At 61.8% G+C, this 25,888-nt stretch carries 15 protein-coding genes and 6 pseudogenes; 7 read left to right on the plus strand and 14 right to left on the minus strand.

The genetic code is table 11. The features are described 5' to 3' along the window. Positions 1–110: 110 nt before the first annotated feature. The 3 genes and pseudogenes from ileS to BKP54_RS11830 form a co-directional block, all read right to left on the minus strand. Positions 111–3,018: pseudogene (gene ileS / locus BKP54_RS11820) on the minus strand (isoleucine--tRNA ligase). Between the two features lie 345 nt (positions 3,019–3,363). Next, positions 3,364–4,347 carry a bifunctional riboflavin kinase/FAD synthetase gene (locus BKP54_RS11825; protein ID WP_025426059.1) on the minus strand — a complete coding sequence of 328 codons (984 nt, stop codon included), beginning with the start codon at positions 4,345–4,347 and terminating at the stop codon, positions 3,364–3,366. Between the two features lie 13 nt (positions 4,348–4,360). Further along, positions 4,361–5,209: a TIGR01459 family HAD-type hydrolase gene (locus tag BKP54_RS11830; protein ID WP_025426058.1), complete on the minus strand. Its 849-nt coding sequence runs from the start codon at positions 5,207–5,209 to the stop codon at positions 4,361–4,363. 468 nt (positions 5,210–5,677) lie between these two features. On the opposite strand from BKP54_RS11830, the gene groES reads away from it, so the two are divergent. The 3 genes and pseudogenes from groES (at position 5,678) to BKP54_RS11845 (ending at position 8,780) form a co-directional block, all read left to right on the plus strand. Then, the gene (groES, locus tag BKP54_RS11835; RefSeq protein WP_004675403.1) at positions 5,678–5,974 is read left to right on the plus strand and encodes a co-chaperone GroES; all 297 of its coding nucleotides are present in this window, start codon (positions 5,678–5,680) and stop codon (positions 5,972–5,974) included. Between the two features lie 62 nt (positions 5,975–6,036). Continuing rightward, positions 6,037–7,673: pseudogene (groL, locus tag BKP54_RS11840) on the plus strand (chaperonin GroEL). Between the two features lie 660 nt (positions 7,674–8,333). Continuing rightward, positions 8,334–8,780 (plus strand): hypothetical protein, encoded by a 447-nt coding sequence (locus BKP54_RS11845; protein ID WP_025426056.1) that lies wholly within the window; start codon positions 8,334–8,336, stop codon positions 8,778–8,780. A 165-nt stretch (positions 8,781–8,945) separates the two neighbouring features. Here BKP54_RS11845 and BKP54_RS11850 read toward each other — a convergent pair whose 3' ends face one another. From BKP54_RS11850 to hisS, 6 genes and pseudogenes are all read right to left on the minus strand, one after another. Then, complete coding sequence (locus BKP54_RS11850) at positions 8,946–11,744, minus strand: EAL domain-containing protein (protein WP_025426055.1); 2,799 nt, start codon at positions 11,742–11,744, stop codon at positions 8,946–8,948. A gap of 425 nt (positions 11,745–12,169) precedes the next feature. Beyond that, positions 12,170–13,408: an FAD-dependent oxidoreductase gene (locus BKP54_RS11860; protein ID WP_038575919.1), complete on the minus strand. Its 1,239-nt coding sequence runs from the start codon at positions 13,406–13,408 to the stop codon at positions 12,170–12,172. A 77-nt stretch (positions 13,409–13,485) separates the two neighbouring features. After that, positions 13,486–14,194, minus strand: a pseudogene (locus BKP54_RS11865) (glutathione binding-like protein). Positions 14,195–14,301: 107 nt separating this feature from the next. Further along, positions 14,302–14,997, minus strand: a complete 696-nt coding sequence (hisG, locus tag BKP54_RS11870) for an ATP phosphoribosyltransferase (protein ID WP_025426053.1) — start codon at positions 14,995–14,997, stop codon at positions 14,302–14,304. After that, a pseudogene (locus BKP54_RS11875) lies at positions 14,994–16,135 on the minus strand (ATP phosphoribosyltransferase regulatory subunit). The gene hisG and the pseudogene BKP54_RS11875 overlap by 4 nt, the downstream one beginning before the upstream one ends. Before the next feature lie 5 nt (positions 16,136–16,140). After that, on the minus strand, positions 16,141–17,655 hold the full coding sequence (gene hisS, locus BKP54_RS11880) for a histidine--tRNA ligase (RefSeq protein WP_025426051.1): 1,515 nt from the start codon (positions 17,653–17,655) through the stop codon (positions 16,141–16,143). 173 nt (positions 17,656–17,828) lie between these two features. On the opposite strand from hisS, the gene BKP54_RS11885 reads away from it, so the two are divergent. Beyond that, complete coding sequence (locus tag BKP54_RS11885) at positions 17,829–18,197, plus strand: hypothetical protein (protein ID WP_025426050.1); 369 nt, start codon at positions 17,829–17,831, stop codon at positions 18,195–18,197. Positions 18,198–18,347: 150 nt separating this feature from the next. Then, positions 18,348–18,731 (plus strand): DUF305 domain-containing protein, encoded by a 384-nt coding sequence (locus BKP54_RS11890; protein WP_025426049.1) that lies wholly within the window; start codon positions 18,348–18,350, stop codon positions 18,729–18,731. Between the two features lie 24 nt (positions 18,732–18,755). Here the strand turns inward: BKP54_RS11890 and BKP54_RS11895 are convergent, their stop codons facing one another. Next, a complete protein-coding gene (locus BKP54_RS11895; protein ID WP_025426048.1) occupies positions 18,756–19,391 on the minus strand; it encodes a DNA-3-methyladenine glycosylase I in 636 nt (211 codons plus the stop codon). Between the two features lie 251 nt (positions 19,392–19,642). Here BKP54_RS11895 and BKP54_RS11900 point away from each other — a divergent pair, with 251 nt between their 5' ends. Both BKP54_RS11900 and BKP54_RS11905 read left to right on the plus strand, forming a co-directional pair. After that, positions 19,643–20,413, plus strand: coding sequence for a L,D-transpeptidase (locus BKP54_RS11900; RefSeq protein WP_084814473.1), 771 nt, complete (start codon positions 19,643–19,645; stop codon positions 20,411–20,413). Between the two features lie 191 nt (positions 20,414–20,604). Next, a complete protein-coding gene (locus BKP54_RS11905; protein WP_025426046.1) occupies positions 20,605–21,300 on the plus strand; it encodes a L,D-transpeptidase in 696 nt (231 codons plus the stop codon). A gap of 63 nt (positions 21,301–21,363) precedes the next feature. Here the strand turns inward: BKP54_RS11905 and glcF are convergent. From glcF to BKP54_RS11925, 4 genes and pseudogenes are all read right to left on the minus strand, one after another. Beyond that, positions 21,364–22,658 (minus strand): annotated as a pseudogene (gene glcF, locus BKP54_RS11910) (glycolate oxidase subunit GlcF). A 128-nt stretch (positions 22,659–22,786) separates the two neighbouring features. Continuing rightward, on the minus strand, positions 22,787–23,167 hold the full coding sequence (locus BKP54_RS11915) for a DUF4870 domain-containing protein (RefSeq protein WP_025426044.1): 381 nt from the start codon (positions 23,165–23,167) through the stop codon (positions 22,787–22,789). Positions 23,168–23,200: 33 nt separating this feature from the next. After that, on the minus strand, positions 23,201–24,412 hold the full coding sequence (gene glcE, locus BKP54_RS11920; RefSeq protein ID WP_057211572.1) for a glycolate oxidase subunit GlcE: 1,212 nt from the start codon (positions 24,410–24,412) through the stop codon (positions 23,201–23,203). Beyond that, positions 24,409–25,847: pseudogene (locus tag BKP54_RS11925) on the minus strand (FAD-linked oxidase C-terminal domain-containing protein). Before BKP54_RS11925 ends, glcE begins: the two are co-directional and overlap by 4 nt. Positions 25,848–25,888 lie beyond the last annotated feature (41 nt).

Consider the following 25,888-nt stretch of genomic DNA (forward strand, 5'->3'; position numbering starts at 1 on the left):
CCACCGTCACGTGCGCGGCCACTCAGCGCCATGGCGGATAAATCCGCCAAATTTCGGGCAGGTTTTACCGGATGAATGCGGTAAGCGCAATTCATCCGGTAAATGATCCCTTAAGCCTTGAAGCCAAGTTCCCGCAGGGCGGCGGCATCGCGGGCAGACACCTCAGGGTAGAGTGCATCCGAACCGACATCGGTCGTGATCCGCCAGGAGCGGGCGCACTTGCGGCCAACGGCGGCCTCCGGAACGACGCCAACCTTGGCGACCTCAGGCAGACGGAAGGCGTCGGCAGGGCCCTCGCCCGCCTCGACGGTGATCGCCGACGTGATGCAGATCTCGGCGAAGTCTTCGCCTTCGAGCGCCTTCAACAGCTCCGGATCGGCGATGTAGACGACGGGAGCCGCCTCCAGCGACGAGCCGATACGCTTCTCGCGACGCTCGATTTCAAGCGCCCCGGTCACGACCGTGCGCCCGCGCGGATCTTTTCCCACTTCGCCTCGAGGGCGTCGTTCTTCCATTCCGCCGGGATCGCCGGGAACTGCTCGAGATGGACCGAGACAGCGTCAGGCTTGCGCGACAGCCATGCTTCTTCGCAGGTGAAGGGCAGCATCGGCGCGAGCCACAGCACCAGGCAATCGAACAGCTTGCGGATCACCGCAAGCGCCGACCGGCGACGAAGGCTCGACGGTGCGTCGCAATAGAGCGCATCCTTGCGCACGTCGAAATAGAACGCGGAGAGTTCGACGTTCGAGAAATCGATCAGAGCGCGGGCGATCCTCTTGAAGTCGAACGCGTCATAACCTTCACGAACGACCTGGTCGAGTTCGGCCAGGCGATGCAGCATCAGTTTTTCCAGCTCGGGCAGCTCGGCGTGGGCGACTTCCTCGCCCTTGTCGTGCGCCAGCGTGCCCAGCATCCAGCGGATGGTATTGCGCAGCTTGCGATAGGCGTCGATGTTGGTCTGGATGATCGTCTTGCCGAGGCGCTGATCTTCCCAATAGTCCGTCGTCATCACCCAGAGGCGCAGGATGTCGGCGCCGGCATCCTTCATCACTTCCTGCGGCGTGACGGTGTTGCCCTTCGACTTCGACATCTTCTCGCCCTTCTCATCCATGGTGAAACCATGAGTGACAACGGCGTTGTAGGGCGCACGGCCGCGCGTTGCGCAGGATTCGAGCAGCGACGAATGGAACCAGCCGCGGTGCTGGTCGGAGCCTTCGAGATAGACGTCAGCCGGCCACTTCAGATCCGGACGATCTTCGAGCGTGAAGGTATGCGTCGAGCCTGAATCGAACCAGACGTCGAGAATGTCCATGACCTGGTGCCACTTCTCGTGGTCGTGGTCATTACCGAGGAAGCGATCCTTGGCACCTTCGGCGAACCAGGCATCGGCGCCTTCCTGCTCGAAGGCTTCGAGAATGCGGGCGTTGACGGCCTCATCGACAAGGATCTCGCCCTGCTCGTCGGCAAAGATCGCGATCGGAACGCCCCAGGCACGCTGGCGCGAGAGCACCCAGTCCGGACGTCCCTCGATCATCGCACGCAGGCGGTTCTGGCCGGCGCCGGGGACGAAGCGGGTATCGTCGATGGCCGACAGGGCGCGCGAGCGCAGCGTCGTGCCGTCGCCGAAGCCCTTGTCCATGTAGACGAACCACTGCGGCGTGTTGCGGAAGATCACCGGCTTCTTGGAACGCCAGGAATGCGGATAGGAATGCTTCAGACGGCCGCGGGCAAACAGCGCGTGACGGGCGATCAGCGCCTTGATGACGCGATCATTGGCATCGCCCTTCTTGCCCTTGTCGTCGAGCACGCGGCGGCGCCACCTTCGGCGTCCGGGCCGAAGCCATGGGCGTCGGCGGTGAAATAACCGGCGTCGTCGACGGTGAACGGAATTGCCGAGGAGATGCCGCGGGCTTCAAGCGCGCGGGCATTGTCCATCCAGGCGTCAAAGTCCTCGCGGCCGTGGCTCGGCGCCGTGTGCACGAAGCCGGTGCCGGCGTCGTCGGTGACATGGTCGCCATCGAGCAACGGCACCTTGAACGCGTAACCGCCACCCAGCCCATGCAGCGGATGGGCGCAGGTGACGGCGGCCAGTTCAGCGCCCTCGATGTCGCGGACGAAATTGAAGGTGAGCTTCGCCTTGGCGGCGGACTCGTCTGCCAGACGTTTGGCGAAGATCAGCTTTTCGCCGGGCTGCGGACCGAAATCGTTCTCTGCAGTCGCAACCTCGTAGAGACCATAGGCGTAACGCGAGGAGAAGGCGATGGCGCGGTTGCCGGGGATCGTCCAGGGTGTGGTCGTCCAGATCACGACGAAGGTGCCTGCAAGATCTGCCGAGCCTTCGGTGACCGGGAACTTCACCCAGATCATGTCGCTTTCGACGTCGGCATATTCGACTTCGGCTTCGGCCAGCGCCGTGCGCTCGACGACCGACCACATCACCGGCTTGGAGCCGCGATAGAGCTGCCCCATCTTGGCGATTTTCATCAGTTCGCCGGCGATGCGGGCTTCGGCGTGGAAGTTCATCGTCGTATAGGGGTTGTCGAAGTCGCCCTCAATGCCGAGGCGCTTGAACTCTTCCGCCTGGATCTGGATCCAGCCCGCAGCGAAGTCGCGGCATTCCTTGCGGAACTCGTTAACCGGGACCTCGTCCTTGTTCTGGCCCTTCTCGCGATACTTCTCCTCGATCTTCCATTCGATCGGCAGGCCGTGGCAATCCCAGCCCGGCACGTAGTTGGCGTCGAAGCCGCGCATCTGGAACGAGCGGTTGATGACGTCCTTGAGGATCTTGTTCAGCGCATGGCCGATATGGATGTTGCCGTTGGCGTAGGGAGGGCCGTCATGCAGCACGAATTTCTCGCGACCGGCGGCCGAGGCACGCAGCTTCTTGTAGAGACCCATCTTCTGCCAGCGGGAAACCGTTTCGGGCTCCTTCTGCGGCAGGCCGGCACGCATCGGAAACTCCGTCTGCGGCAGATAGAGGGTGGAGGAATAGTCGATCTTCTCAGCGGTATCTGTCATGGTCTTTGCAATCGTCTTTTCCGCGCGGATCATCGCGCATGCGAAAGGGTTCGGTATCCGGCGCATAACCCTGAAATCGGGATCGATTTTCGGAAAAGGATCATGCGCAGCTTCAAAGTGTTCGAGCTACCTTAGCGTGTCCAAGAGACGCGCGGCGCTCCAGAGATGACTGAGGCGTTGGAAACGCCGAAATCCCGGACCTTCCGGCGGCCTAGTGCGCGCGGAAAGCCGGGCCAATAATTCGCTGATCGATGGTCAGTCGACGGTGCCGGGTCATGGTGGCCGGTTGTTTAAGGCGTTTTCGGCCTTTTGAAAAGGTCCGCCGCTTCGGCGCGACGGATTTCTTTAGGCGAAGTTGATCCGGCGATCGATATCGCTCAAGGGCGTGACGCCGGAGAGCAACGCCCTCGCCTCGTCTTCGTCCTTTCGGATCTGCGCCACCAGCGGGTCGAGCCCGTCGAACTTCAGCTCGTCGCGCAGGTGGCCGAAGAACGAAACCGAACAGACCTCGCCGTAGAGATCGCCGGAAAAATCGAAGACGAAGGTTTCAAGCAACGCCTCGCCGTCGCTGTCGACGGTCGGACGCCGGCCAAAGCTGGCAACGCCATCATAGAGCGAGCCGTCAGCCCGGCGGAAGCGCACGGCATAGATGCCGGTTCTAAGTTCGACCTCGGGCGGTAGACGCATGTTGGCCGTGGGATAGCCGAGGGTCCGCCCGAGTTTTTTGCCGTCGATTACTTCGGCCTCGACCGTGTAGCGATAGCCGAGCAAGCCGGCCGCGTGAGAAACGTCGCCCTGGCCGAGCAGCGAGCGAATGAAGCTCGAGGAGATCACCGAGGCATTCTCATCGCGGAAGGCGTCGACCAGGGTGACGCCGAAGCCGTTTTCGCCGCCCGCCGCCATCAGAAAGGCGGGACCGCCTTCGCGCCCCTTGCCGAAATGGAAATCGAACCCGGTGACCACATGCGAGGCATGCAGCCACTCCAGGAGCACCCGATGGATGAAATCGGACGCGGAAAGTTCGGAGAAGGTGCGATCGAACGGGTATTCGATGACGGCGCCAAACCCCATGCCTTCGAGGATACGGGCTTTCAGCGGTGCGGGCGTCAGCCGGAAGACCGGCGTGTCTGGCCGAAAGACCGTGCGCGGATGCGGCTCGAAGGTCAACACCAGTGCGGGAACGCCGCGTGCCGCGGCTTCTTCCAGCGCTCGCTCCAGCACGGATTGGTGGCCGCGGTGAACACCGTCGAAATTGCCGATGGCGACAACGCCGCCACGCAGACGCTCGGGCAGCGGGTCGCGGGTTTCGTTGCGATGAAAAACCGTCATCTCGATCTTCCCGTCAGGCGAGCCTGGGCATCCACCACTTCGGCGAAGCACCTTCCTTCCTCAGGAAGGCAGTAAGCTTCGCCTCGTCGGTGCGGCTTTCGTTCATGTATTCTTGCGCGTGAATACCGGCACTGATGTAAAGCAGATCGAAGCCGGCATCCTGGGCGCCCTTGACATCGGTCGGCATACCGTCGCCGACGGCGATGACACGCGACAGATCGAGTGGACCGCGAACGGCCTTGGCTTCCGTCAGCGCGGCACGGTAGATGGAGATATAGGGCTTTCCGGCGATCCGGGCTTCGCCGCCGAGCTCCTCGTAAAGCTTGGCGATGGCGCCGGCACAGGGGATCAGCCGGTGGCCGCGCTCGACCACCAGGTCCGGATTGGCGCAGATGAACGGGATCTTGCGCTTGGCAAGTCCGGTCAGCGTCGCGCGATAGTGCTCCGGCGTTTCGGTTTCATCGTCGTAGAAGCCGGCGCAGACGACGGTCTCTGCATCTTCCGACGAGACGATCTCGGTGCCGAGCCCTTCGAGCAACGGCAGATCGCGTTCGGCGCCGATGAAGAAAATCTTCTTGTCGGCTGCGGCGATCAAGGTGCGGGTCACATCGCCCGACGTGACGATGCGATCATAGGCTTCATCGGGAACGCCCAGCCCGCGGATCTGTACCTTGACGCTGGGGCTTGGCCGGGGAGAATTGGTGATGAGGACAACCGTAAGCCCTGCTGCACGCGCTTCCGCCAGGGCCTCGCAGGCCGACGCAAACGCCTGAACGCCGTTGTGGAGAACACCCCAGACGTCACAGAGCACGACGTCATAGCGCCCTGCGATTTCCCGAAAACTGTTGATCCTTGCGGCCATGCGGGCTTCCTGCAAACTCGGTTTCCGGCTTGCATGGCAAGGAAGGGCCGAGAATACAAGCCTCGCGCCTAGAAAATCGCCGCCATTCCCAAGGATTCGGCGCCCGCCCCTCCCTCATGCCGAGGAGACGGTCCACGGGACATCAGCGTCAGGGCCTGCCGACCCCGAGGCTCATGATAACAACCGGATCGGGCAGCGAGACCAGGCAAATCCTCGATATCGGATCTGCCCAAATTCCGACCGCTTCATGCAATAGGCAGGCAAACGTTCCGGCCCGGCCGCCGTTCGTTGCCTGTCATCAGCCGCCGATAATCATGTCGCCTGAAATTTTTTGAACGGCCAATCCTTGACTCGTCCCGGACCCAGCCTTATCTCGGCCTCGCTAGCACTCGACAAAAGAGAGTGCTAACACCCATCCATCGGGTCGTTGAGCGATCCGTAGTGTCATTTGATCGAGGGATTAGACTAATGGCAAGCACCAATTTTCGCCCGCTGCACGACCGCGTTGTCGTCCGCCGCGTCGAGTCTGAGGAAAAGACCAAGGGCGGCATCATCATTCCGGACACCGCTAAGGAAAAGCCGCAGGAAGGCGAAATCGTCGCTGTTGGCTCGGGCGCCCGTGACGAAAGCGGCAAGGTTGTTGCTCTCGACGTCAAGGCTGGCGACCGCGTTCTGTTCGGCAAGTGGTCGGGCACCGAAGTCAAGATCAACGGCGAAGACCTTCTCATCATGAAGGAAGCCGACATCATGGGCATCATCGGCTGATCTGCCGTCGTCCACACCTTTTCATGACAACCAATGGGCAATGAGCCCGGGAGTTTTCTCAAATGGCTGCAAAAGAAATCAAATTCGGCCGCACCGCGCGCGAAAAGATGCTGCGTGGCGTCGATATCCTCGCTGACGCCGTAAAGGTCACGCTCGGCCCGAAGGGCCGTAACGTCATCATCGACAAGTCCTTCGGCGCTCCGCGCATCACCAAGGACGGCGTATCAGTTGCCAAGGAAATCGAACTTGAAGACAAGTTCGAAAACATGGGCGCCCAGATGGTCCGCGAAGTTGCTTCGAAGACCAACGACATCGCCGGCGACGGCACCACGACTGCAACCGTTCTGGCCCAGGCGATCGTTCGCGAAGGCGCCAAGGCTGTTGCTGCCGGCATGAACCCGATGGACCTGAAGCGCGGCATCGACCTCGCTGTCACCGAAGTCGTCAAGGATCTCCAGGCCAAGGCCAAGAAGATCAACACTTCGGAAGAAGTCGCACAGGTCGGCACGATCTCGGCAAACGGCGAGCGTCAGATCGGCCTCGACATCGCAGAAGCGATGCAGAAGGTCGGCAACGAAGGCGTCATCACGGTTGAAGAAGCCAAGACCGCCGAAACCGAACTCGAAGTCGTCGAAGGCATGCAGTTCGACCGTGGCTACCTCAGCCCCTACTTCGTCACCAACCCGGAAAAGATGGTCGCTGACCTCGACGACGTCTTCGTTCTCCTCCACGAGAAGAAGCTCTCGAACCTCCAGGCCATGCTCCCGGTTCTCGAAGCTGTCGTTCAGACCGGCAAGCCGCTCCTCATCATCGCTGAAGACGTCGAAGGCGAAGCTCTTGCTACGCTCGTCGTCAACAAGCTGCGTGGCGGCCTGAAGATCGCTGCCGTCAAGGCTCCGGGCTTCGGCGATCGCCGCAAGGCCATGCTCGAAGACATCGCCATCCTGACCGGTGGTACCGTGATCTCCGAAGACCTCGGCATCAAGCTCGAAAACGTCACGCTCGACATGCTCGGCCGTGCGAAGAAGGTTTCGATCTCCAAGGAAAACACCACGATCGTCGACGGTGCTGGCCAGAAGAGCGACATCGAAGGCCGCGTTTCGCAGATCAAGGCTCAGATCGAAGAAACCACTTCTGACTACGACCGCGAAAAGCTGCAGGAACGTCTTGCCAAGCTCGCTGGCGGCGTTGCCGTAATCCGCGTTGGCGGCTCGACGGAAGTTGAAGTGAAGGAAAAGAAGGACCGCATCGACGACGCTCTCAACGCGACGCGCGCTGCTGTTCAGGAAGGCATCGTACCGGGCGGCGGCGTTGCCCTGCTGCGTTCTTCCGTCAAGATCACCGTCAAGGGTGTGAACGACGACCAGGAAGCCGGCATCAACATCGTTCGTCGCGCTCTGCAGGCTCCGGCCCGCCAGATCGCTGAGAACGCTGGTGACGAAGCTTCGATCGTTGTCGGCAAGATCCTCGACAAGGACCAGGACAACTTCGGCTACAACGCCCAGACCGGCGAATATGGCGACATGATTGCCATGGGCATCATCGACCCGGTCAAGGTTGTTCGCACCGCCCTTCAGGACGCGGCTTCGGTTGCTGGCCTTCTCGTTACGACGGAAGCCATGATCGCCGAACTGCCGAAGAAGGACTCGCCGGCGATGCCGGGCGGCATGGGCGCATGGGCGGCATGGACATGATGTGATAGGGCGCCAGCCCAATCGCAGCATTGTCCATAAAGCTTTGCCCATGCACTAAGAGCGGTTCAGCGCGTCAAGCGCGCTGAACGGGCGGCATGGACATGATGTGATAGGGCGCCAGCCTTATCGCGGACCTGTTCAAGCAGATCCACGATGATCCATTCGGATCGGAAAGGGCGACCCTCGGGTCGCCCTTTCTCGTTTTTGCGATAATCCTGCGGTTGCATCTAACGTGCACGTCAAAGCTGTCCGCAGGAAAAATTACCCGGTAGCTGCGGCGGCACTAAAAAAGCGTTGAAGTCGAGAAAAAACGAACTATAACACCGCCCCAAGTGGACAGAGATTCACGAGAGACTGGATGGTGGGCCTAAAGCGAGCGAAAAATCGCTCAAACTTTTCATATTAACTGTGTGTCCAAGCTCTCTTTGAGAACATCACGCAAAGCATATAAGTATTTCATCGCAAATTAAGCCGGCCTTTCCTGCGAAATCATTTCGCTTGGCGAGCTACGTCACAGTTTCGTGACCTTTCCGTACAGAAAGACGCAAACGACTATCGTGCGTGTTCTTCCTGCTATGGGTCGATGGCTGGCGAGGGTTGTATATTGGGGATGGGCCTGCCTGGTGGGAAGACGACATTCGCCAGGGGTCGTGCTGGGGTAGACCGTGTTTAAGATCACGAGAACAAATTCAGTTCCCCTCGGTGTTCCGGGACAGATGCATTCCGGTCTCCCGCATCAGGAATTCCTGGAACAGTTCTGCGTTTCCGAAGGTTGGTCGGGCGACCTGTCGACGGGCCTGTTCCGGCTTGGCGAGAAGGCGTCCGCGATCCACGGTCTCAACGAGAGCGAATGCGGGCTGCTCAATTTCGTGCGCTGCTACGACCTCGCCGACCGCAACCACGTGCTCGAGCTTTTTGAGCAGGCGGCAACCACGTGTTCGTCCTTCTGCTTCTCGACGACGATCAGCCTCGAATCCGGCCACAAGCAGCCGGTGTTCTGCATCGGCGAATCCTCGGGCCTCGAAGAACGCTATTCCGGTACGATCCACGGCATCTTCTTCTTCCCGCGCTTCCTTGTCGAAGGTGCGGGAAAGATGCTTCTGCGCCAGTAGGTGCATTCCCGCCTACAGAGCGCTTCCGCGCTTAAACAGAGTCCCAAAAGCGTTCCAGCTCGTTGTCTTTACGCGTTTCCTGGTGGAAAATCGCATCGCACTTTTCCTGGAAATAGCCTCAATGATGTTTGCCGGGCCGCCGTGTCGTGCAGGCGGCGGCGACCGTCAGGCGGCCGCCACTTTCACCTTGCCCATGGCGAGACTTGAGATCGGTGCTGGTCTGCCGAGCAGGTAACCCTGCGCTTCGTCACAGCCTTCCGCCTGCAGGATATCGAGCTGCGTCTGCGTCTCGACGCCTTCGGCGAGAACAGGAACCGAGAGGCTCTGCCCGAGTGCGAGGATGGCGCGCACGATCGCCTTTGCCTGCGGACTTGCTTCCACCTCCCACATGAAGCTCTTGTCGAGCTTGATCTTGTCGAACGGGAAGGACCGCAGCGTCTCGAGCGACGAATAGCCGGTGCCGAAGTCGTCGATCGCGATGGTGACCCCAAGCTCCTTGATCTGGCGAAGGGTCAGGAGCGCGCGCTCCTTGTCGTCGATGATCGTCGATTCCGTGATTTCGAGTTCCAGCCGCTTCGGGTCGAGCCCGGTCTCGGAAATCACGTCCTCGACCAGGCTGACGATGTCACCATTGGCAAGCTGCACCGGCGAAAGATTGACGGCGATCTTGTGGGTGCTCTGCCAGCCCGCGGCTTCGCGGCAGGCCTCGCGCAGAACCCATTCGCCGATCGGCAGGATCGCGCCGCATTCTTCCGCCAGCGGAATGAACTCGTTCGGAGGCACCATACCGCGCTCGGGATGGTGCCAGCGCAGAAGCACCTCATAACCGATGACGTCACCTGACATCACCGACTTCTGGACCTGGTAGTGCAACGCCAACTGATTCTTCTCGATCGCATCCCACAGATCGTTGGCAAGGCTGCGGCGCTGGCGTGCAGCCTCATCCATCGACACTTCGTAGAAGCAGACGCTCTGGTTCAGCGCGGCCTTGGCGCGGTACATCGCAAGGTCGGCATTGTTGATCAGCGTGTCGGCCGTCTCGGCGTCCTGCGGATAGATCGCGACACCCATGCTGCCACCGGACTTCAACTCGAAGTCGCCGAAGCGCATTTCTTCATGCAGGCTTTTCTCGATGCGGCGGAGGAAGTCGTTGAGTTCGGACAATTCCTCGAAGCGCTTGACGGCCGCGAACTCGTCGCCGCCGAAGCGGGCCACGAACTCGCCCTCCTGCAACAGCGACTTCATCCGCTGGGCAATCGTCACCAACACGAAATCGCCGGCAGCATGGCCATGCAGGTCGTTGACTTCCTTGAACTTATTGAGGTCGAGACCGATCACCGCGACCTTGCGCGAGAACCAGGCGGCCGCATCGAGTTCCTCCTCTAGATAGCTGCTGAACTGCAGCCGGTTCGGGAGGCCCGTCAGGCTGTCATGGCGAGCGAGGAACGAAATCTGCTCCTCGCTGTCCAGGCGCTCGGTGATGTCCTCGTAGGTGCTGACCCAGCCGCCATCCGCGAGGGTGCGGTGCTTGGTCAGGATCGAGCGACCGTTCGGCAGCTTTTCGACGATGTCGCCACCGCCCTTGCCGACCATGTCGACGCGGTGCCTCTGATAGAGTTCTTCCGATTTCGCCCGGGCGATGACCGGATCGGAATAGGTTCGGGCAAAAACCTCGTCGAGGATCTGGCGGAACGTCAGGCCCTTTCCGGCCAGCGTCTCCGAGAAGCCGAAGATCTCGCGGCAGCGCCGGTTGGATAGCAGCAGGCGGTCGCCGCTGTCGAAGAGGCAGATGCCCTGCGACATGTTCTCAAGCGCAATGTCGAGATTCTTGCTCACTTCGGCGATGCGGTCGGCGTCGACCTTTTCCTTGGTGATGTCCTTGACGATCTTGATGAAGCCCGCATGCGTGCCATCCTCATGCAGGAACGGGTCGATCACGACATGCGCCCAGAAGCGCGTGCCATCCCTGCGATAGCGCCAGCCTACACACTCGAACTTGCCGTTGGCATAGGCTTCGTCGAGCGCCTGTTGCGGTACGCCTGCCCGCTGATCCTCGGGAGAATAGAAGCATCCGAAACTCTTGCCGACGATTTCGTCGGCAGTATAGCCCTTGTTGGCTTCGGCTCCGGCATTCCAGCTCGCGACGCGGCCTTTTGCGTCGAGCATGTAGATGGCGTAGTCCTTGACGCTTTTCACGAAGCGGGCGAATTCGCGCTCGGAGGCGGCGGCGGAAAGCTCGGCATGGTGCGCAAAGCCTGCGGCAAGCAAGACCATGGTTAGCAGGAAGAAAGCGGTTCCGGCGATGACGAAAGCAAGAAAATGCGGCTGTATCATCCCCTCGGGCGACGGCAGCAGCAAATCGGCTTCGATCGTCACCGCACCCATCGCCGTGAAGTGCAAGGCGACGATACCGAGCGTCATGAACAGCGTCGCCAGAATTTTGGCTTTCAACGGCCGATCGATGTGTGTGATGGCCCGCAAGGCGCCGATATCGAACAGGGAGCCGGCAAAGACGGAGGCGACGACGAGCGTCCAGTCCCAGCGGATGGTACCTGGAACATCGAGCGCCGCCATGCCGAGGAAGTGCATGCAGGCGACGCCGAAACCGAGGACGATGCCGCCGGCGATCCAGGCGACAGGTCCCTGCGCATAGGTCGCAATCAGCAGTGCCATCGTCGTCAGAACGACCGCGACGGCAAGCGACAGGGCCGTCAGATCGATCTGATAGCCGAGCACGACGCCTGGGTCGTAGGCAAGCATGGCGATGAAGTGGGTCGCCCAGATGCCGAAGCCACTGGCGATGCCGGCAGCCACGGCCCATATCGCCCGCGCCTTGCCTGCGGATGCGCGTCCTCGCTGAAGCAAGGTCACGGCACCGTAGCTCGACAGGAAGCAGATGAGGGCGGCGAGCACGACCAGCTTTGGGTCATGCTCGACCACGAGGCATGTAAGAACCTTGAACATCGCCAAACGCCTAAATGAAATTTCTGGTCCGGAAATGGAACGCCCACTTCCGGTTCATCGCTTCTGTTGGCGTCGTGCCGTTTAAGGAATTGTGAAAAGTCAGGTCGCAACGTCCGTTTCGAAACAGGACGTTGCTTTCGTCCTTAACGAAGGCTGAAATGCCAACGCCTTGTAGTTAAAGATTTCGAAGCGGCCCAATGACGCTGTGACGGTCACACCGCTAAAGCGCATCGGGGTCTCTACTGCATGTTTCCTTAAATCGTCTTCGATATAAGGATAAAAACATGCAGCAATTCAAAGTGCTACAGCGACCTTTGCGCGTCTAATAAGACGCGCGGCGCTGTAGAATTCGCTTGGTGCGCTTCAAGCCCCTGTTTTCGCCTGTCGATGTCGCAAATCCGCTACGCACTTTTGCGCGACAGGCTCTAAGCCTGGGCCAGAAGCGCCTTCAGATCCGATTGCGGATCGGCAATGACGGCCCTGTCCGGATGAATACCCGTCTCCAGCAGCTTCTTGCCGGTGACATAGGCCTTGGCGTCGTTGATCGCGTCGACGGCCAGAAGCTTGCCCTCGCGGAAATACCAGACCGAAACGCTGCCCTCGCGCTGGCCGGGGCGAACGATGGTTTCGTCGTGGCCGAGGCCAAAGCCGGCGATCTGCAACTTCACATCGTACTGGTCCGACCAGAACCAGGGCTTGGGCGCATAAGGCTCGACACCGCCGGCAATGACGGCGGCAACAGCCTCGGCCTGATCCACGGCGTTCTGAACCGATTCGAGGCGGATGCGCATGTTGCCCCAGGGCTGAACGGCGCAATCGCCCATCGCGAAAATCGCCGGGTCGGAGGTGCGGCCGTGGCTGTCGACGACGATGCCGCCGGCGGTTTCAAGACCGGCGTCGTGCGCCAGGTGGTCGTTGGCGGTCACGCCGATACCGACGATGACGAGGTCGACCGGAAGCACCGACCCGTCGGAAAGCTCGACGCCGGTAACGCGGCCATTCTCGCCAACCAGCCGGTTGAGCCCTGTTCCCTCGCGAATATCGACACCGCGCGATCGATGGATTTCTCGAACGATGCCTGACGTCGCCGCGGAGGCGACGCGTTGCAGGATGCGGTCGGCCATCTCGATGACCGTCACCTCAAGCCCGAGCGTTCGTGCAACGGCCGCGGCCTCAAGGCCGATATAGCCGCCGCCGACGACGAGCGCCCGCCTGCCCGGCTTCATCTCTTCAGCCAGCAGATCGGCATCCCTGAAGTCGCGGACGGTGAAAACGCCGTCGAGATCGCCGCCGACCGAGGCTGGCAACCGACGGGGGGTGGCGCCGGTTGCAAACGCGAGCGTCTCATAGTCGAGCGACGTGCCGTCGCTCAGCATCACGCGGCTGGCATCTCGGTCGAGATCCGTCACCGTGGTCGACAGCCTGATGTCGACATCATGCTCGCCGTACCAGGCTTCCGCCCGATAAAGCAGTCGATCAAGGCTCATCTCGCGAAGCAGGTATTTCTTGGAAAGTGGCGGACGCTGATAGGGCAGGCTTGCCTCGGACGCGACGATGGTGATCGGTCTTTCGTCCTTCAACGCCCGCAGTTTGGCGACCAACGCAAAGGCGGCCTGACCGCCACCGATAACAACAAGCTTTCCGGACACGCTCTCACCCGTCATTTATTCGTTTGTACAACAAGGCGTAGCCTTTCCGCCCGAGCCTCGTCAACTCGAACGACGGCCACGCCGGCCGATCGTCAGCCCTTGGCCGGGATCTCCATGCCCTTTTGCGCTGCCGGACGCGCCAGTCCTCGGTCGACCCAGGCCATCACATTCGGGAAGCTCTTGTAGTCGAGCACATCGGCGCCGCCATAGAATTTGCGCGCACCTTCGACCCAGGGATAGGTGGCGATGTCGGCGATCGTATACTCATCGCCCATCAGCCATTACCGCCCCTGGAGCCGCCCCTCCAGCACGCCCAGCAGCCGTTTCGATTCGTCGCGGTAGCGCTCCACCGGATAGATGTTGTTGGCGACCTTGTCGGCAGCGAATTTGAAGAAGTGACCGAACTGGCCGAGCATCGGGCCGACGCCGCCCATCTGGAACATCACCCAGCAGATCGCTTCATAACGCGCGGCCGCATCCGAAGGCAGAAGTTTCCCTGTCTTTTCCGCGAGATAGAGAAGGATCGCCCCAGACTCGAACAACCCGATCGCCTTGCCGCCAGGGCCGTGCGGATCGATGATCGCCGGAATGCGGCCATTGGGGTTGAGCGACAGGAATTCCGCCGATTTCTGGTCGTTGGTGTCGAACGAGATCCGGTGCGCCTCGTAGGGCAATCCCAGTTCTTCGAGCACAATGGAGATCTTCACGCCGTTCGGCGTCGGCAAGGAATAGAGCTGGGACGATGTCCGGGTTCTTCGCAGGCCAGCGCTTGGTGATCGGAAAGGCGGAAAGGTCGGCCATGGAATGCTCCTCGAAACGAATGGCGCGAACGGCACCCGCCGCTTGCGCCGCGCAGATACCAACCTGCGCTGCGCCCGGCAGAGCGCCTGAGCGGCGGTTCTTAAGTTTCAAAGCGCGTCGCGCACCGCCGAGAGAATGCGACCGACGATCGGGTCGCCGTCATGCGCCGGCTTGCGTGCACGCACCAGGCAGGCCTCCGACCGCAGTATGACGCCGTCGGCAAGGGTCTTCAGGTGGTTGGCATGCAGGGTCGAACCGGTCGAGGTGATGTCGACGATGATGTCGGCAGAGCCGGAGGCCGGCGCACCCTCGGTCGCTCCGAGGCTTTCGACGATGTGGTAGAGCTGGATGCCGTGGCTGCCGGAAAAGTGGTTCTGCGTCAGCCGCCAGTATTTGGTGGCAATCGCCAGCCGCCGCCCGTGGCGGGCGCGGAAGTCGGCGGCGACGTCGCCGAGGTCGGCCATGGTGTCGACGTCGTACCAGATCTCCGGAACGGCGACGACGACATCGGCATGGCCGAAGCCGAGGCGGGCGCAGAACTCGACGCGAGCGTCGGCATTGGCAAGCCCCTCGCGCACAAGGTCTTCTCCGGTGACGCCGAAATCGATCGAGCCGTTGCCGAGCTCGCGCGAAATCTCCGAGGCCGACAGGAAGGCGATCTCGACATCGTCCCAGCCTTCGACACGGCCGCGATAGGAGCGGTCATTGCCGACGGCGACGATCTTCATGCCGGCGCGCTCGAAGATCGCCGAGGCGTCGTCCTTCATCCGCCCCTTGGACGGCAATGCGATGGTGATGGTCATGCGGCACCTCCGCTGGCGGCGATCGCCGCTTCGATCCGGTCGAGCCAGAGCGAGAAGCCGACGGCGGGAATATGTTCGCGCGCGCCAAGCAGGGTTAGGAGCCGGTCGAAGCGCCCGCCACCGGCAAGCACCGCCGGTGTCCCCTCGACTTCGACTTCGAAGACGAGGCCGGTATAATAGTCGAGCGGGCGGCCGAAGGCGGCACGATAGCGAATGACATCGACATCGGCGCCGATGCCGGCAAGCGCCGCCACGCGCGCGTCAAAACGCGCCAGCGCTCCATCGAGCGTCAATCCGGTCTTCTCGGCAAAGCGGAAGAGTGCGGCAGGCGCTTCGGCAAGCGGCATGTCGAGCGCCAGGAATTCACGCACGAGATCCAGCGTTTCCGGATCGAGCCGGGTATTCGCCAGTTCCATCTTTTCCTTCAGGCGGCGGGCGATGTCCTGCGGCGAGCGGCTGGCATTGGTGGAGTAGCCCGTCGCTCCATGGTTTCGCCGATATGGGCGACAAGCCGCACCTCGTCATCGAGCATGCCGGCGATCGCCAGCCGCTCGACCTCGGGGCCAAAGACGCCGGCAGCCTTTGGATCGGCAAGCTCGGCAAGCAGCTTCTGCAGGTGCTTCTGGTCGCCGAAGGCATGGATCAGCCGCTTCTGCCAGCCGCCCGGCAGGCCACAGGCACCGACGACCGCTTCGAAGACCGACTGGTCGCCGAGCGTGACCGCCAGGCGCCGGCCAGGAAGACGATTGGCAACCACCCGCATGGCATTGCCGACCGCACGCGCGTCGGAGGCGGCGATATCGGTATCACCGAGATCTTCGATGCCGGCCTGATAGAATTCGTTGCCGCCTTCGCGGCGCTGACGAAACACTTCGCCGAGATAGGCATAACGCTTGGGCGTGCCGGTTGCCGTTTCGATGTGGCGAAGGCAGACGGGGATGGTGAATTCCGGCCGCAGACAGAGGCTCTCTCCGGTCTCACTCTCGGTCATGAAGATGCGGCGGCGAAGATCCTCGCCAGCCATGGCGAGAAACGGCTCCGCCGGTTGGATCACCGGTGTGTCGACCCGAAGCGTGCCGAGACTTTCGAACTCGGCAAGCAGATCTGCGGAGAAGGCGGGAAGGTTGATCAGAGGCATCGCCGTCAGCCTGCCCTTGCCCGGTCCTCGGCCTGTGCCGCGAGCATTTCACGCACCTTTTCGACAAGGTCGCCTGCGGGCACGGAGACCTGCGCCACCCGCGCCTCGCGCCATGCCGCATTGTCCTCGATTTCGCCCGACAAGCGCTTGCCCTCGATCAGATCCTTGATCTGCACCAGACCGGCGGCGCGCTCGTCGCCGCCCTGAATGATCGCGAGCGGCGCACCGCGACGGTCGGCGTATTTCAGCTGGTCGCCGAAGTTCTTCTTGTTGCCCTGGTACATCTCGGCGCGAATGCCGGCATGGCGGAGCTGCTGCACGAAGCGCTGGTAGTGGCCCATGCTGTCGATGTCACGGTCCATAACGCAGACGACGACCGGTGCCACGACGTCCGACGTGCCGAGCTTGCCAAGGTTCTTGAGCGCGGTCATCAGGCGCGAAACACCGATCGAGAAACCGGTGGCCGGCACCGGCTGGCCCATGAAGCGCGAGACGAGACCATCGTAACGTCCGCCGCCGCCGACCGAACCGAAGACGACCTTTTCGCCCTTCTCATTGGTGACGGCAAACTGCAACTCGGCCTCGAAAACCGGGCCGGTGTAATATTCGAGACCGCGAACGACCGAAGGGTCGATCTTGATGCGATCGGCCTCGTAGCCCGCGCTCACGACCAGGCTGCGGATGGTGTTGAGTTCCTCGACGCCCTCGCCGCCCTTGGCTGTGCCGGCAACGAGCGCTGCGAGTTCGGCGGCACTTTCGGCGTAGTCCTGGATGCCAACGAAGAACAGGACCTTGTCGATCTGCTCGCCGTTCAGACCGGCGCCCTTGGTGAAGTCGCCGCTCTCGTCCTTGCGGCCTTCGCCGAGCAGCAGGCGCACGCCTTCGGGACCGAACTTGTCGAGCTTGTCGATGGCGCGCAGCACCGTCAGGCGGGCATTCGCCTTGTCGTCGCCGCCGAGGCCAATCGCCTCCATGACGCCATCAAGAACCTTGCGGTTGTTGACCCGGATCACGTAGTCGCCGCGCTTGATGCCGAGCGCTTCCATCGTGTCGGCCATCATCATGCACATTTCGGCATCCGCCTGGACGCCGGCGGCACCGACCGTATCGGCATCGAACTGCATGAACTGGCGGAAGCGACCCGGGCCCGGCTTTTCGTTGCGGAAAACGTAGCCGGCGCGATAGGTGCGGAAGGGAAGCTGGATCTCGTTGAAGTTCTCGGCGACGTGACGGGCAAGCGGCGCCGTCAGGTCGTAGCGCAGCGACATCCACTGGTCGTCGTCATCCGTCAGCGAAAACACGCCCTCGTTCGGGCGGTCGCTGTCGGGCAGGAATTTTCCAAGCGCATCGGTGTATTCGAACAGCGGCGTTTCGACCGGATCGAAACCATAACGCTCATAGACTTCGCGGATCTTGACGATCATGTCGTCGGTGGCGCGAATATCGGCGGCCGAACGGTCGACAAAGCCACGCGGAAGGCGTGCCTTGAGCTTCTGCGGTTTCTTTTGTTTCTCGGTCATGGGGAGCATTCCGGACTGTCAGCGGGTTTCGAGCTTTCCCTATCGGATAGAGGCATGGGCGGCAAGGGTTAGCACGGCGCAAAGCGGCTCCAGGCGTGCGCGAAGGCAACGATCGGACCGGCAGCGTGCCGATCACGTCTTCTCTTTGCCACGGGCCATCCTAAGTAAAGGGCATGCGTTTTGCCGCCGTCATACTCCTGTTCGTTGCAGCCCTGTTCTCAGGCGCGCCTTCGGCGATGCTGCAGGCCCAGGACCTGGCGGCCGGTGCCGCACAAACCGCCGCCCATGACTCGTCGCAAAAGCAAGCCGTTCACGCTGGCCATGCGATCTCCTGCGAAGATATCCGGGCATGCAAGGACCACTCGAAAAAACAGGCGCATCCTTCGTCCTGTTCGGCCTGCATCGCGATCGAGCCAATTGCCTTGATGTTCGATCCGGCGACCACGACATCGTCGCGTCTGGCGGCAGCGACATATCCCGCATTGCACGCGATCACGATCGGGCCGCGCTCGCCACCACCCAAGTCGTTCCTGCTTGTGTGACCGTCATCGTGGCTCACCTTCGGGTGTATCGGCTGCGCTGACGAAACGAAATTCCATATGACCGGCCGCAACAACCGGCCGACATTTCGGCGATTGCACGGCGCTGCCTCAGTCGCGCGAGATGATAATGAGATGAAGAAGGAAACCATCATGTCTTTGAAAACGATCATAGCAGCCTCAGTCCTGATCGCGTCACTTTATGCTCCCGCTATGGCCCAGGACCACGGCAGCAGCATGCATCACGGATCGGCTGAGGCGGCGGCGCCGGCCGGCGACACCTCCGCCTCCAGCAAGGCTTTCGCCGAGGTCAACGCCCGCATGCACAAGGGCATGGACATCGCCTTTACCGGCAACGCCGATGTCGACTTCGTGCGGGGCATGATCGCCCATCATCAGGGCGCGATCGGCATGGCCAGGGTCGAACTCGAATACGGCAAGGACGAACAACTGCGCAAACTGGCGGAAGACATCATCAAGGCCCAGGAGGGCGAGATCCAGATGATGAAGGATTGGCTTGCCAAGAACGGTGGCTGAAGCCGTTCCTGGAAAGATGCAAATTCAGGGTTGCGGGCGCGTCAGCGCCCGCCGCATGTCCTCGACCGTCGCGCGGCAATGGCAGCCTTCGATGTGGTCGTTGACAAGCCCCATGGCCTGCATGAAGGCATAGATCGTCGTCGGGCCGACGAAGGTCCAGCCGCGCTTTTTCAGATCCTTGGAGATCAGCGTCGAGGTCGGAGTCGTCGGATTGGCGGCGATCGCTTCATAGCTGACAAATGCCGGCCGCTCGTCCGGGCCGGGTTCGTGCGACCAGAAATAGGCAGCAAGCGAACCAAACTCGGCTTTAAGCTCCTGGGCGCGCTTGGCGTTGTTGATGGTCGAGACGATTTTGCCGCGATGGCGCACGATGCCGGTATTGCCAAGGCAGCGCTCGATGTCAGCATCGCCGAAGGCGGCAACCGCATCGACGTCGAAGCCGGCGAAGGCGGCGCGAAAGGCCTCGCGCTTGCGCAGGATCGTCAGCCAGGAGAGGCCGGATTGAAACCCCTCCAGACAGATCTTCTCGAAGAGGCGCCGGTCATCGGTAACCGGCCGCCCCCATTCCTCGTCGTGATACCGTCTGTAGTCATCGAGATTGCTCTGCCAGGCGCAACGCCCAAGGCCGTCTTCGCCAATCATTATGCCCTTGGTCGTCATTACCAGCCCCGTTTCATCGTGCTCTTCCGCATTTACCATTCACAAACCAGATTCCTAAAGCGACGGATAACCCTACCCAAAGCTTTATCGGCGCTTCCTCCCTTTCGCGGGCTGCCGTTTACCATTCCGTGGCGCCGCGATGACACGATCGCCCCATTGCCAAGGCGCATGCCGTCCGTCCTGGAGACCCGTTCTCCGGCTGGCCGCGCCCCATTTTGATACGTTTCGGCGAAAGGTAGCGAGTCCGTCCGATGTTGAAAAAATCCCTTGTTGTAGCCGCATCCATCCTCACCCTCGTCGCCGGCCAGGCGCAGGCCCAGGACCGGTACAAGAACCGGCCGCCGGTGATCGTCAGCCCAGACCTGACCGCCCCGTGGGTGATGCAGCTCGGCGGCCAGCCGCAACAGGCGCGCCGGGTCATCTACCGCCAGCAGATACCGACCACCACCCGAAAACAGTATTATCAGGGCCTGACCGTGAAGCCGCAGGCAAAACGCCGCGTCGGCGCCCCGCTGGTACAACCGGTCAACGCCACCCGCGCCCAGCGTCCCGTCAAGTCTAAGTTCGACCCGCAGTATCTGCCGCAGACAGTTGCCTACGACGGCAAGGAAAAGGCAGGCACGATCGTCATCGATACCAACAATCGTTTCCTCTACCTTGTCGCCGGTAATGGTCAGGCACGGCGCTACGGTGTCGGCGTCGGCAAGCCGGGGTTCGAATGGGCCGGCGCTCATAAGGTCACCCGCAAGGCGGAATGGCCGAGCTGGACGCCGCCGACGGAAATGATCTCGCGCGAAGCCGCCAAGGGGCACTACCTGCCGGCCCGCATGGACGGCGGCCCGGAAAATCCGCTTGGCGCACGCGCCATGTATCTCGGCTCGACGCTTTACCGCATCCACGGCACCAATGCGCCCTGGACGATCGGTTACGCGGTCTCCTCAGGCTGCATCCGCATGCGCAACGAGGACGTCGTCGATCTCTATGAACGGGTGAATGTCGGCACCAAGGTTATCGTCATATAATTGGCGCCGGACATAGAATATTTCCCTCTCCCCATACGTTTTGCTGTTGCCTGGTCGTGATCTTCAGGCAACAGACGGGCTTAAAGATACAAAATCCGTGACCATGTTCGGTCTATCGGATGTATCCCGGGCTTGAACTTCGGGCCAATTTGCATAGCCTTGATGTAACGAGGGCTTAGAGGGAATCGTATATGAAACGTCATGCCAGCAAATTGGTCGCGATCGCCATCGCGACCAGCGCTATTCTTGCCGCCGCCAATGCCCAGGCTTTCACGCCCGCGCCGACATCCGGAACCACTCCCAAGAGCAGTGATATCGTCCTTGTCGCGACGCAGAAAAAGCCGCCGAAGCAATTCTGGCGCACCAAGGTTCGCTTCAGCACCGACGAAGCCCCCGGCACGATCATTGTCGATACCAACAACAAGTTTCTCTACTACATCGACGGTCCGAACCGCGCGACCCGATACGGTATCGGCGTCGGTCGTGAAGGCTTCGGCTGGTCAGGCGTGGTGAAGGTGGGCCGCAAGGCTGAATGGCCGACCTGGACGCCGCCGGAAGAAATGCGCCGCCGCGAAGCCGCCAAGGGCCGCATCCTGCCGATCACGCAGGAAGGCGGCATCGACAACCCGCTCGGCGCGCGTGCCATGTATCTCTATAAGGGCGGCCGCGACACGATCTTCCGCATCCACGGCACCAACCAGCCGTGGACGATCGGCCAGAATATGTCTTCGGGCTGCATCCGCATGATGAATAACGACATCGAGCACCTCTACGACCGGGCCGACGTCGGCACCAAGGTGATCGTCATCGGACCCGGCAGCAAGACCGGCGATACCTACTTCAACGATCGCGGCGTCGATATCTTCCGCCAGATCTTTGGCGGCTGATACGCTCGCCAGAAATAGCCCAGAAAAACCAATGCCGGCGCCATCGCGCCGGCATTTTTCGTTTCACAATCCAGCCGGTTTCGCGCCGCCATAGGCCCAGTCGAGCAGTTCGACCGTGTGGACGATCGGGATCGCCGTGCCGGTCGCGATCTGGGTGATGCAGCCGATATTGCCGGTGGCGATCACGTCGGGCTTCGTCGCCGCGAGGTTCTTGACCTTGCGGTCCTTGAGCTTCTGCGAGATCTCCGGCTGCAGGATGTTGTAGGTGCCGGCCGAGCCGCAACAGAGATGGCCTTCTGCGGGATCGCGCACGACGAACCCCGCCTGTTTTAACAGTTGCTTCGGCGCCATGGTGATCTTCTGGCCGTGCTGCATGGAGCAGGCGGAATGATAGGTCACGGTCATGCCGCGCGGATCCTGCACTGGAAGATCCAGAGTCGACAGGTATTCGGTGATGTCCTTCGCCATGGCCGAGACCCTTGCTGCCTTTTCCGCATAGGCGGGGTCGAGGCGCAGCATGTGGCCATAATCCTTGATCGTCGTGCCGCAGCCGGATGCGGTGATGATGATCGCATCGAGACTACCTTCGTCTGCCACGCTCAGCCAGGCATCGACATTGCGCCGGGCCGCGTCGAGCGCCTGGCCCTCCCGCCCCATGTGATGCACCAGCGCGCCGCAACAGCCCTCGCCTGCCGAGACGACCACCTCTATGCCGAGACGGGTAAGGAGGCGGATGGTTGCCTCGTTGATCTCCGGCTTCAGTACCGGTTGCGCGCAACCGTTCAGCAGCGCAACGCGGCCGACGCGCTTGCCGCTGGCGGCATGGGTGCCCGTGATCGCGGTCGCCGAGGGCTCCGGCACCGCCTTCGGCGCCAGATCGAGCATCACTCCGAAGGTCTTGAGCGCCGCCACCTTTTTCAGAACCCTGGCAAAGGGCCTTCCGAAAGCGGCCGCCTTCAAGGCAAGGCGAAAACGCGAGGGATAGGGCAGGACTTGCGCCAGCACGGCGCGGGCCAGCCTATCCTTCAATGGCCGCTTGTAGGTCTTCTCTATATGAACACGGGCATGATCAACGAGATGCATGTAGTCGACGCCTGACGGACACGTGGTGGTGCAGGCGAGACAGGACAGACAGCGGTCGATATGCGTCACGGTTTCGGTGTCGCCGGCCGACTGTTCTCCAGCATATCCTTGATGAGATAGATGCGGCCACGCGGGCTATCGAGCTCGTCGCCAAGCGTCACATAGGTGGGACAGGTGGCGGTGCAAAAACCGCAATGCACGCATTTGCGCAGGATGGCCTCGGATTCGGCCACATGCGGATCGGCAAGCTGCGCGGGCGTAAAGTTCGTTTGCAAGCGGCTACTCCAGTATCGGGGCTCTGCCCCTCACGCGCGTTGCGATCTCTGATCGCTTACCGCATTTCAAGCTCTTGTTTTCCCATGTCGCTGTCGCAAAACCGCTACACACTTTTGCGCCACACGGTTTAGATCATCCAGCTTTCCGGATTGCTGATCGGCTCCTCGCGAGCGGCGCGTTGCAGGCCGACGACACAGCGCACGACGATCCAGACCGCGGTGGCGATAAACCCTAAAAACCCGATCAGCAACACCATCAGCAGCGCCGAGATGAGACCGAACAACAGCGCAATCCAGAAGGTGCGGATCGCCCAAGTATAGTGTGTCTGGACCCAGGGCGCACCCTTGCCGCGGTTGAGATAAGCAAGCACGACGCCGATGACAGACGTGATCCCCACGGCGAAAGCGACGAGATAGAGCACATAAATGACCTGGACGTTGACCTTCCCGGGCTCCAGCCAGCGATCGGTCTCTCTGGGAGGCGGAGCCTGCGGACCATTGTCACTCATCGATACCTCCCTCTCTCGTCATTTCCCCGTGCCTCAGGAGACGGCCTGCATCCGGCCCGGATTGAAGATCCGCTGTGGATCGAACTTTTCCCGGACGCGCTCGCTCAACAGCGCCACCGGCGCGGGTTGCGGCTCGAACGATGGAATGGTCGCGCGAAAGCCGTCAGCTGCGCGAACGAGGCTCGCATGGCCGCCGCCAAGCGCCTTGATATAGCGGCGCACCAGCGCCGCCTCCGGATCGGCCTCCATGCGCAGCCACACAAGTCCGCCCTGCCAGTCATAAAAGGCATCGACACCCGTTTGCAGGCGCAACGCGGCAACCAGTTGGTGGCCGGCCGAAGGCGCAACCGAGACACGCCAGAGCGGGCGATCCGTGCCATCTGCATAGGGCTTCACATCGCGGATCTCCAACCAGAGCGCCGCCGTCTGCTCCGCATCGAGCCGCGATACCGGACCGAACTTTTCGAGCGCCTTCGACAGTTTTTCCGCGCGGATCGAGACCGAGGCCTGCAAGCCTTCCAGCCGAAGAACGGTTGCTGCGCCATCGGGCAGGCCGCCGGCGATGAACCGGCCGCGGACGCTCTCGGCCAGATGCGCCGCACCTGATACCTCGACCGTTTGCGCCATGGCTTCTGCCATCACGGCCGCCGCCTCGGCATCGTTCAAGCCCGAGACCACGACGGTTTCGCAGGCTGGCGGCTTCGGCAGCACGCGGAATGTCACCTCGGTCAGAATTCCAAGCGTTCCGTGCGAGCCCGCCAAAAGTTTTACCAGATCGAGGCCGGTGACGTTCTTCATCACCCGGCCGCCAGCCTTGATCGCGTCGCCCCTGCCATTGACGAAACGGACGCCGAGCAGGCTGTCGCGAGCGGCACCGGCGATGAGGCGCCTCGGCCCCGAGACATTGGCCGCGAAAACCCCGCCGATCGTCGGTTCGCCGGTCGTTGCAAAGATCGGGCGGTGGTCCATCGGTTCGAATGACAGCATCTGCCGGTTTTCGGCAAGGGCCGCCTCGACCTCGGCAAGCGGCGTCCCGGCGAGCGCGCTGACGGTCATTTCCGCCGGGTTGTAGCTGACAATACCTGAGAGACGGCGGGTGGACAGCACCCGGTCGGCGCGCACGGGGTTGCCGAGGCCGGAGCGCGTGCCGCCGCCGATGACGGTAAGCGACGCCCTTTCCGCGGCCATCGCCCGAACCACGGTTGCGATCCCCTCTTCGCTCGCAGGCTCGAAATGCACGATCATGCGGCGGGGCGTCCTTCGAGCGGAAAGACCTTGGACGGGTTCAGGATCCATTGTGGATCGAAGGCGCGCGCGCCGCCATCTGCTGGTCCAGATCGGTCTGGGTGAACTGATGCAGCATGAGATCGCGTTTCTCGATACCGACGCCATGTTCGCCGGTCAGGCATCCGCCGGCATCGACGCAAAGCTTCAGGATGTCGTTGCCGGCGCTTTCGGCGCGTGCCGCATCATCGGGGTCGTTGATGTTGTAGAGGATCAGCGGATGCATGTTGCCGTCGCCGGCGTGAAAGACATTGGCGACGCGCAGACCGTAGGAAGCGACGATCTCGCCGGTGCGGCGCAGAACGTGGGAAAGCTGGCTGAGCGGCACGGTGCCGTCCATGCAGATATAGTCGGCGATGCGTCCGGTTGCGCCGAACGCCGATTTGCGGCCCTTCCAGATCAGCGCCGCCTCGAGCGCCGATTGGCTTTCCTTGATTGTGGTAACGCCGTGGCGCCGGGCAACGTCGATGATGCTTGCGAGCATCGCGTCCATCTCGGCCTCCGAGCCCTCCACCTCGACGATCAGTAGCGCCTCCACATCCAGCGGATAGCCGGCATGGGCAAAGGCTTCGCAGATCTCGATTGCCGGCTTGTCCATGAATTCCATGGCGACGGGGATGATGCCGGAACCGATGACGTCGGCGACGCAGGCGCCGGCGGCTTCAGAGGAGGCAAAGCCGAACAGCACCGGGCGGGCGCCCTCGGGCTTGGCGATCAGCCGCACGGTTGCCTCGGTAACGATGCCGAGCTGCCCCTCCGAGCCGCAGACAAGGCCGAGCAGATCGTAGCCGGCCGCATCGAACGCCTTGCCGCCGAGATCAATGATCGTGCCGTCGAACAGCACCATCTTCACGCCCAGCAGATTGTTGGTGGTGACGCCGTATTTCAGGCAATGGGCGCCGCCGGAATTCATGCCGATATTGCCGCCGATGGTGCAGGCAAGCTGCGAACTCGGATCCGGCGCGTAGAAGAAGCCATCGGCGGAAACGGCTTCGGAAATATTGAGATTGGTCACACCGGCCTGGACCGTCGCGGTGCGGTTGAAGAAGTCGATATCGAGGATGCGCGACATCTTCGAGAGGCCGATTACCACAGCGTCTTCCTGGGGGATGGCGCCGCCGGACAAAGAGGTGCCGGCGCCACGCGGCACGACGGGAATGCCGTAGCGGCTGCAATATTTAAGCACCGCTGCCACCTGTTCGGTCGTCTCGGGCAGGGCGACGGCAAGCGGCATGCGGCGATAGGCGATGAAGGCATCGGTCTCGAACGGCTTTAAGCCGCGCTCGTCGCTGATGAGGCAGCCTGATGGCAGCAGGTCTGCCAGGTCAGCAGCGATCTCGCGGCGCCGGGCGATGACGGCCGGCCTTGGCTGCAGAAAGCCGATCGTTTCCGCCATCAAATCCTCCGCCCATATGTCAATTGGTTCATTTTCTTTAC

The sequence above is a fragment of the Ensifer sp. 1H6 genome (assembly GCF_001976035.1).
Lineage (GTDB): Bacteria > Pseudomonadota > Alphaproteobacteria > Rhizobiales > Rhizobiaceae > Ensifer > Ensifer canadensis.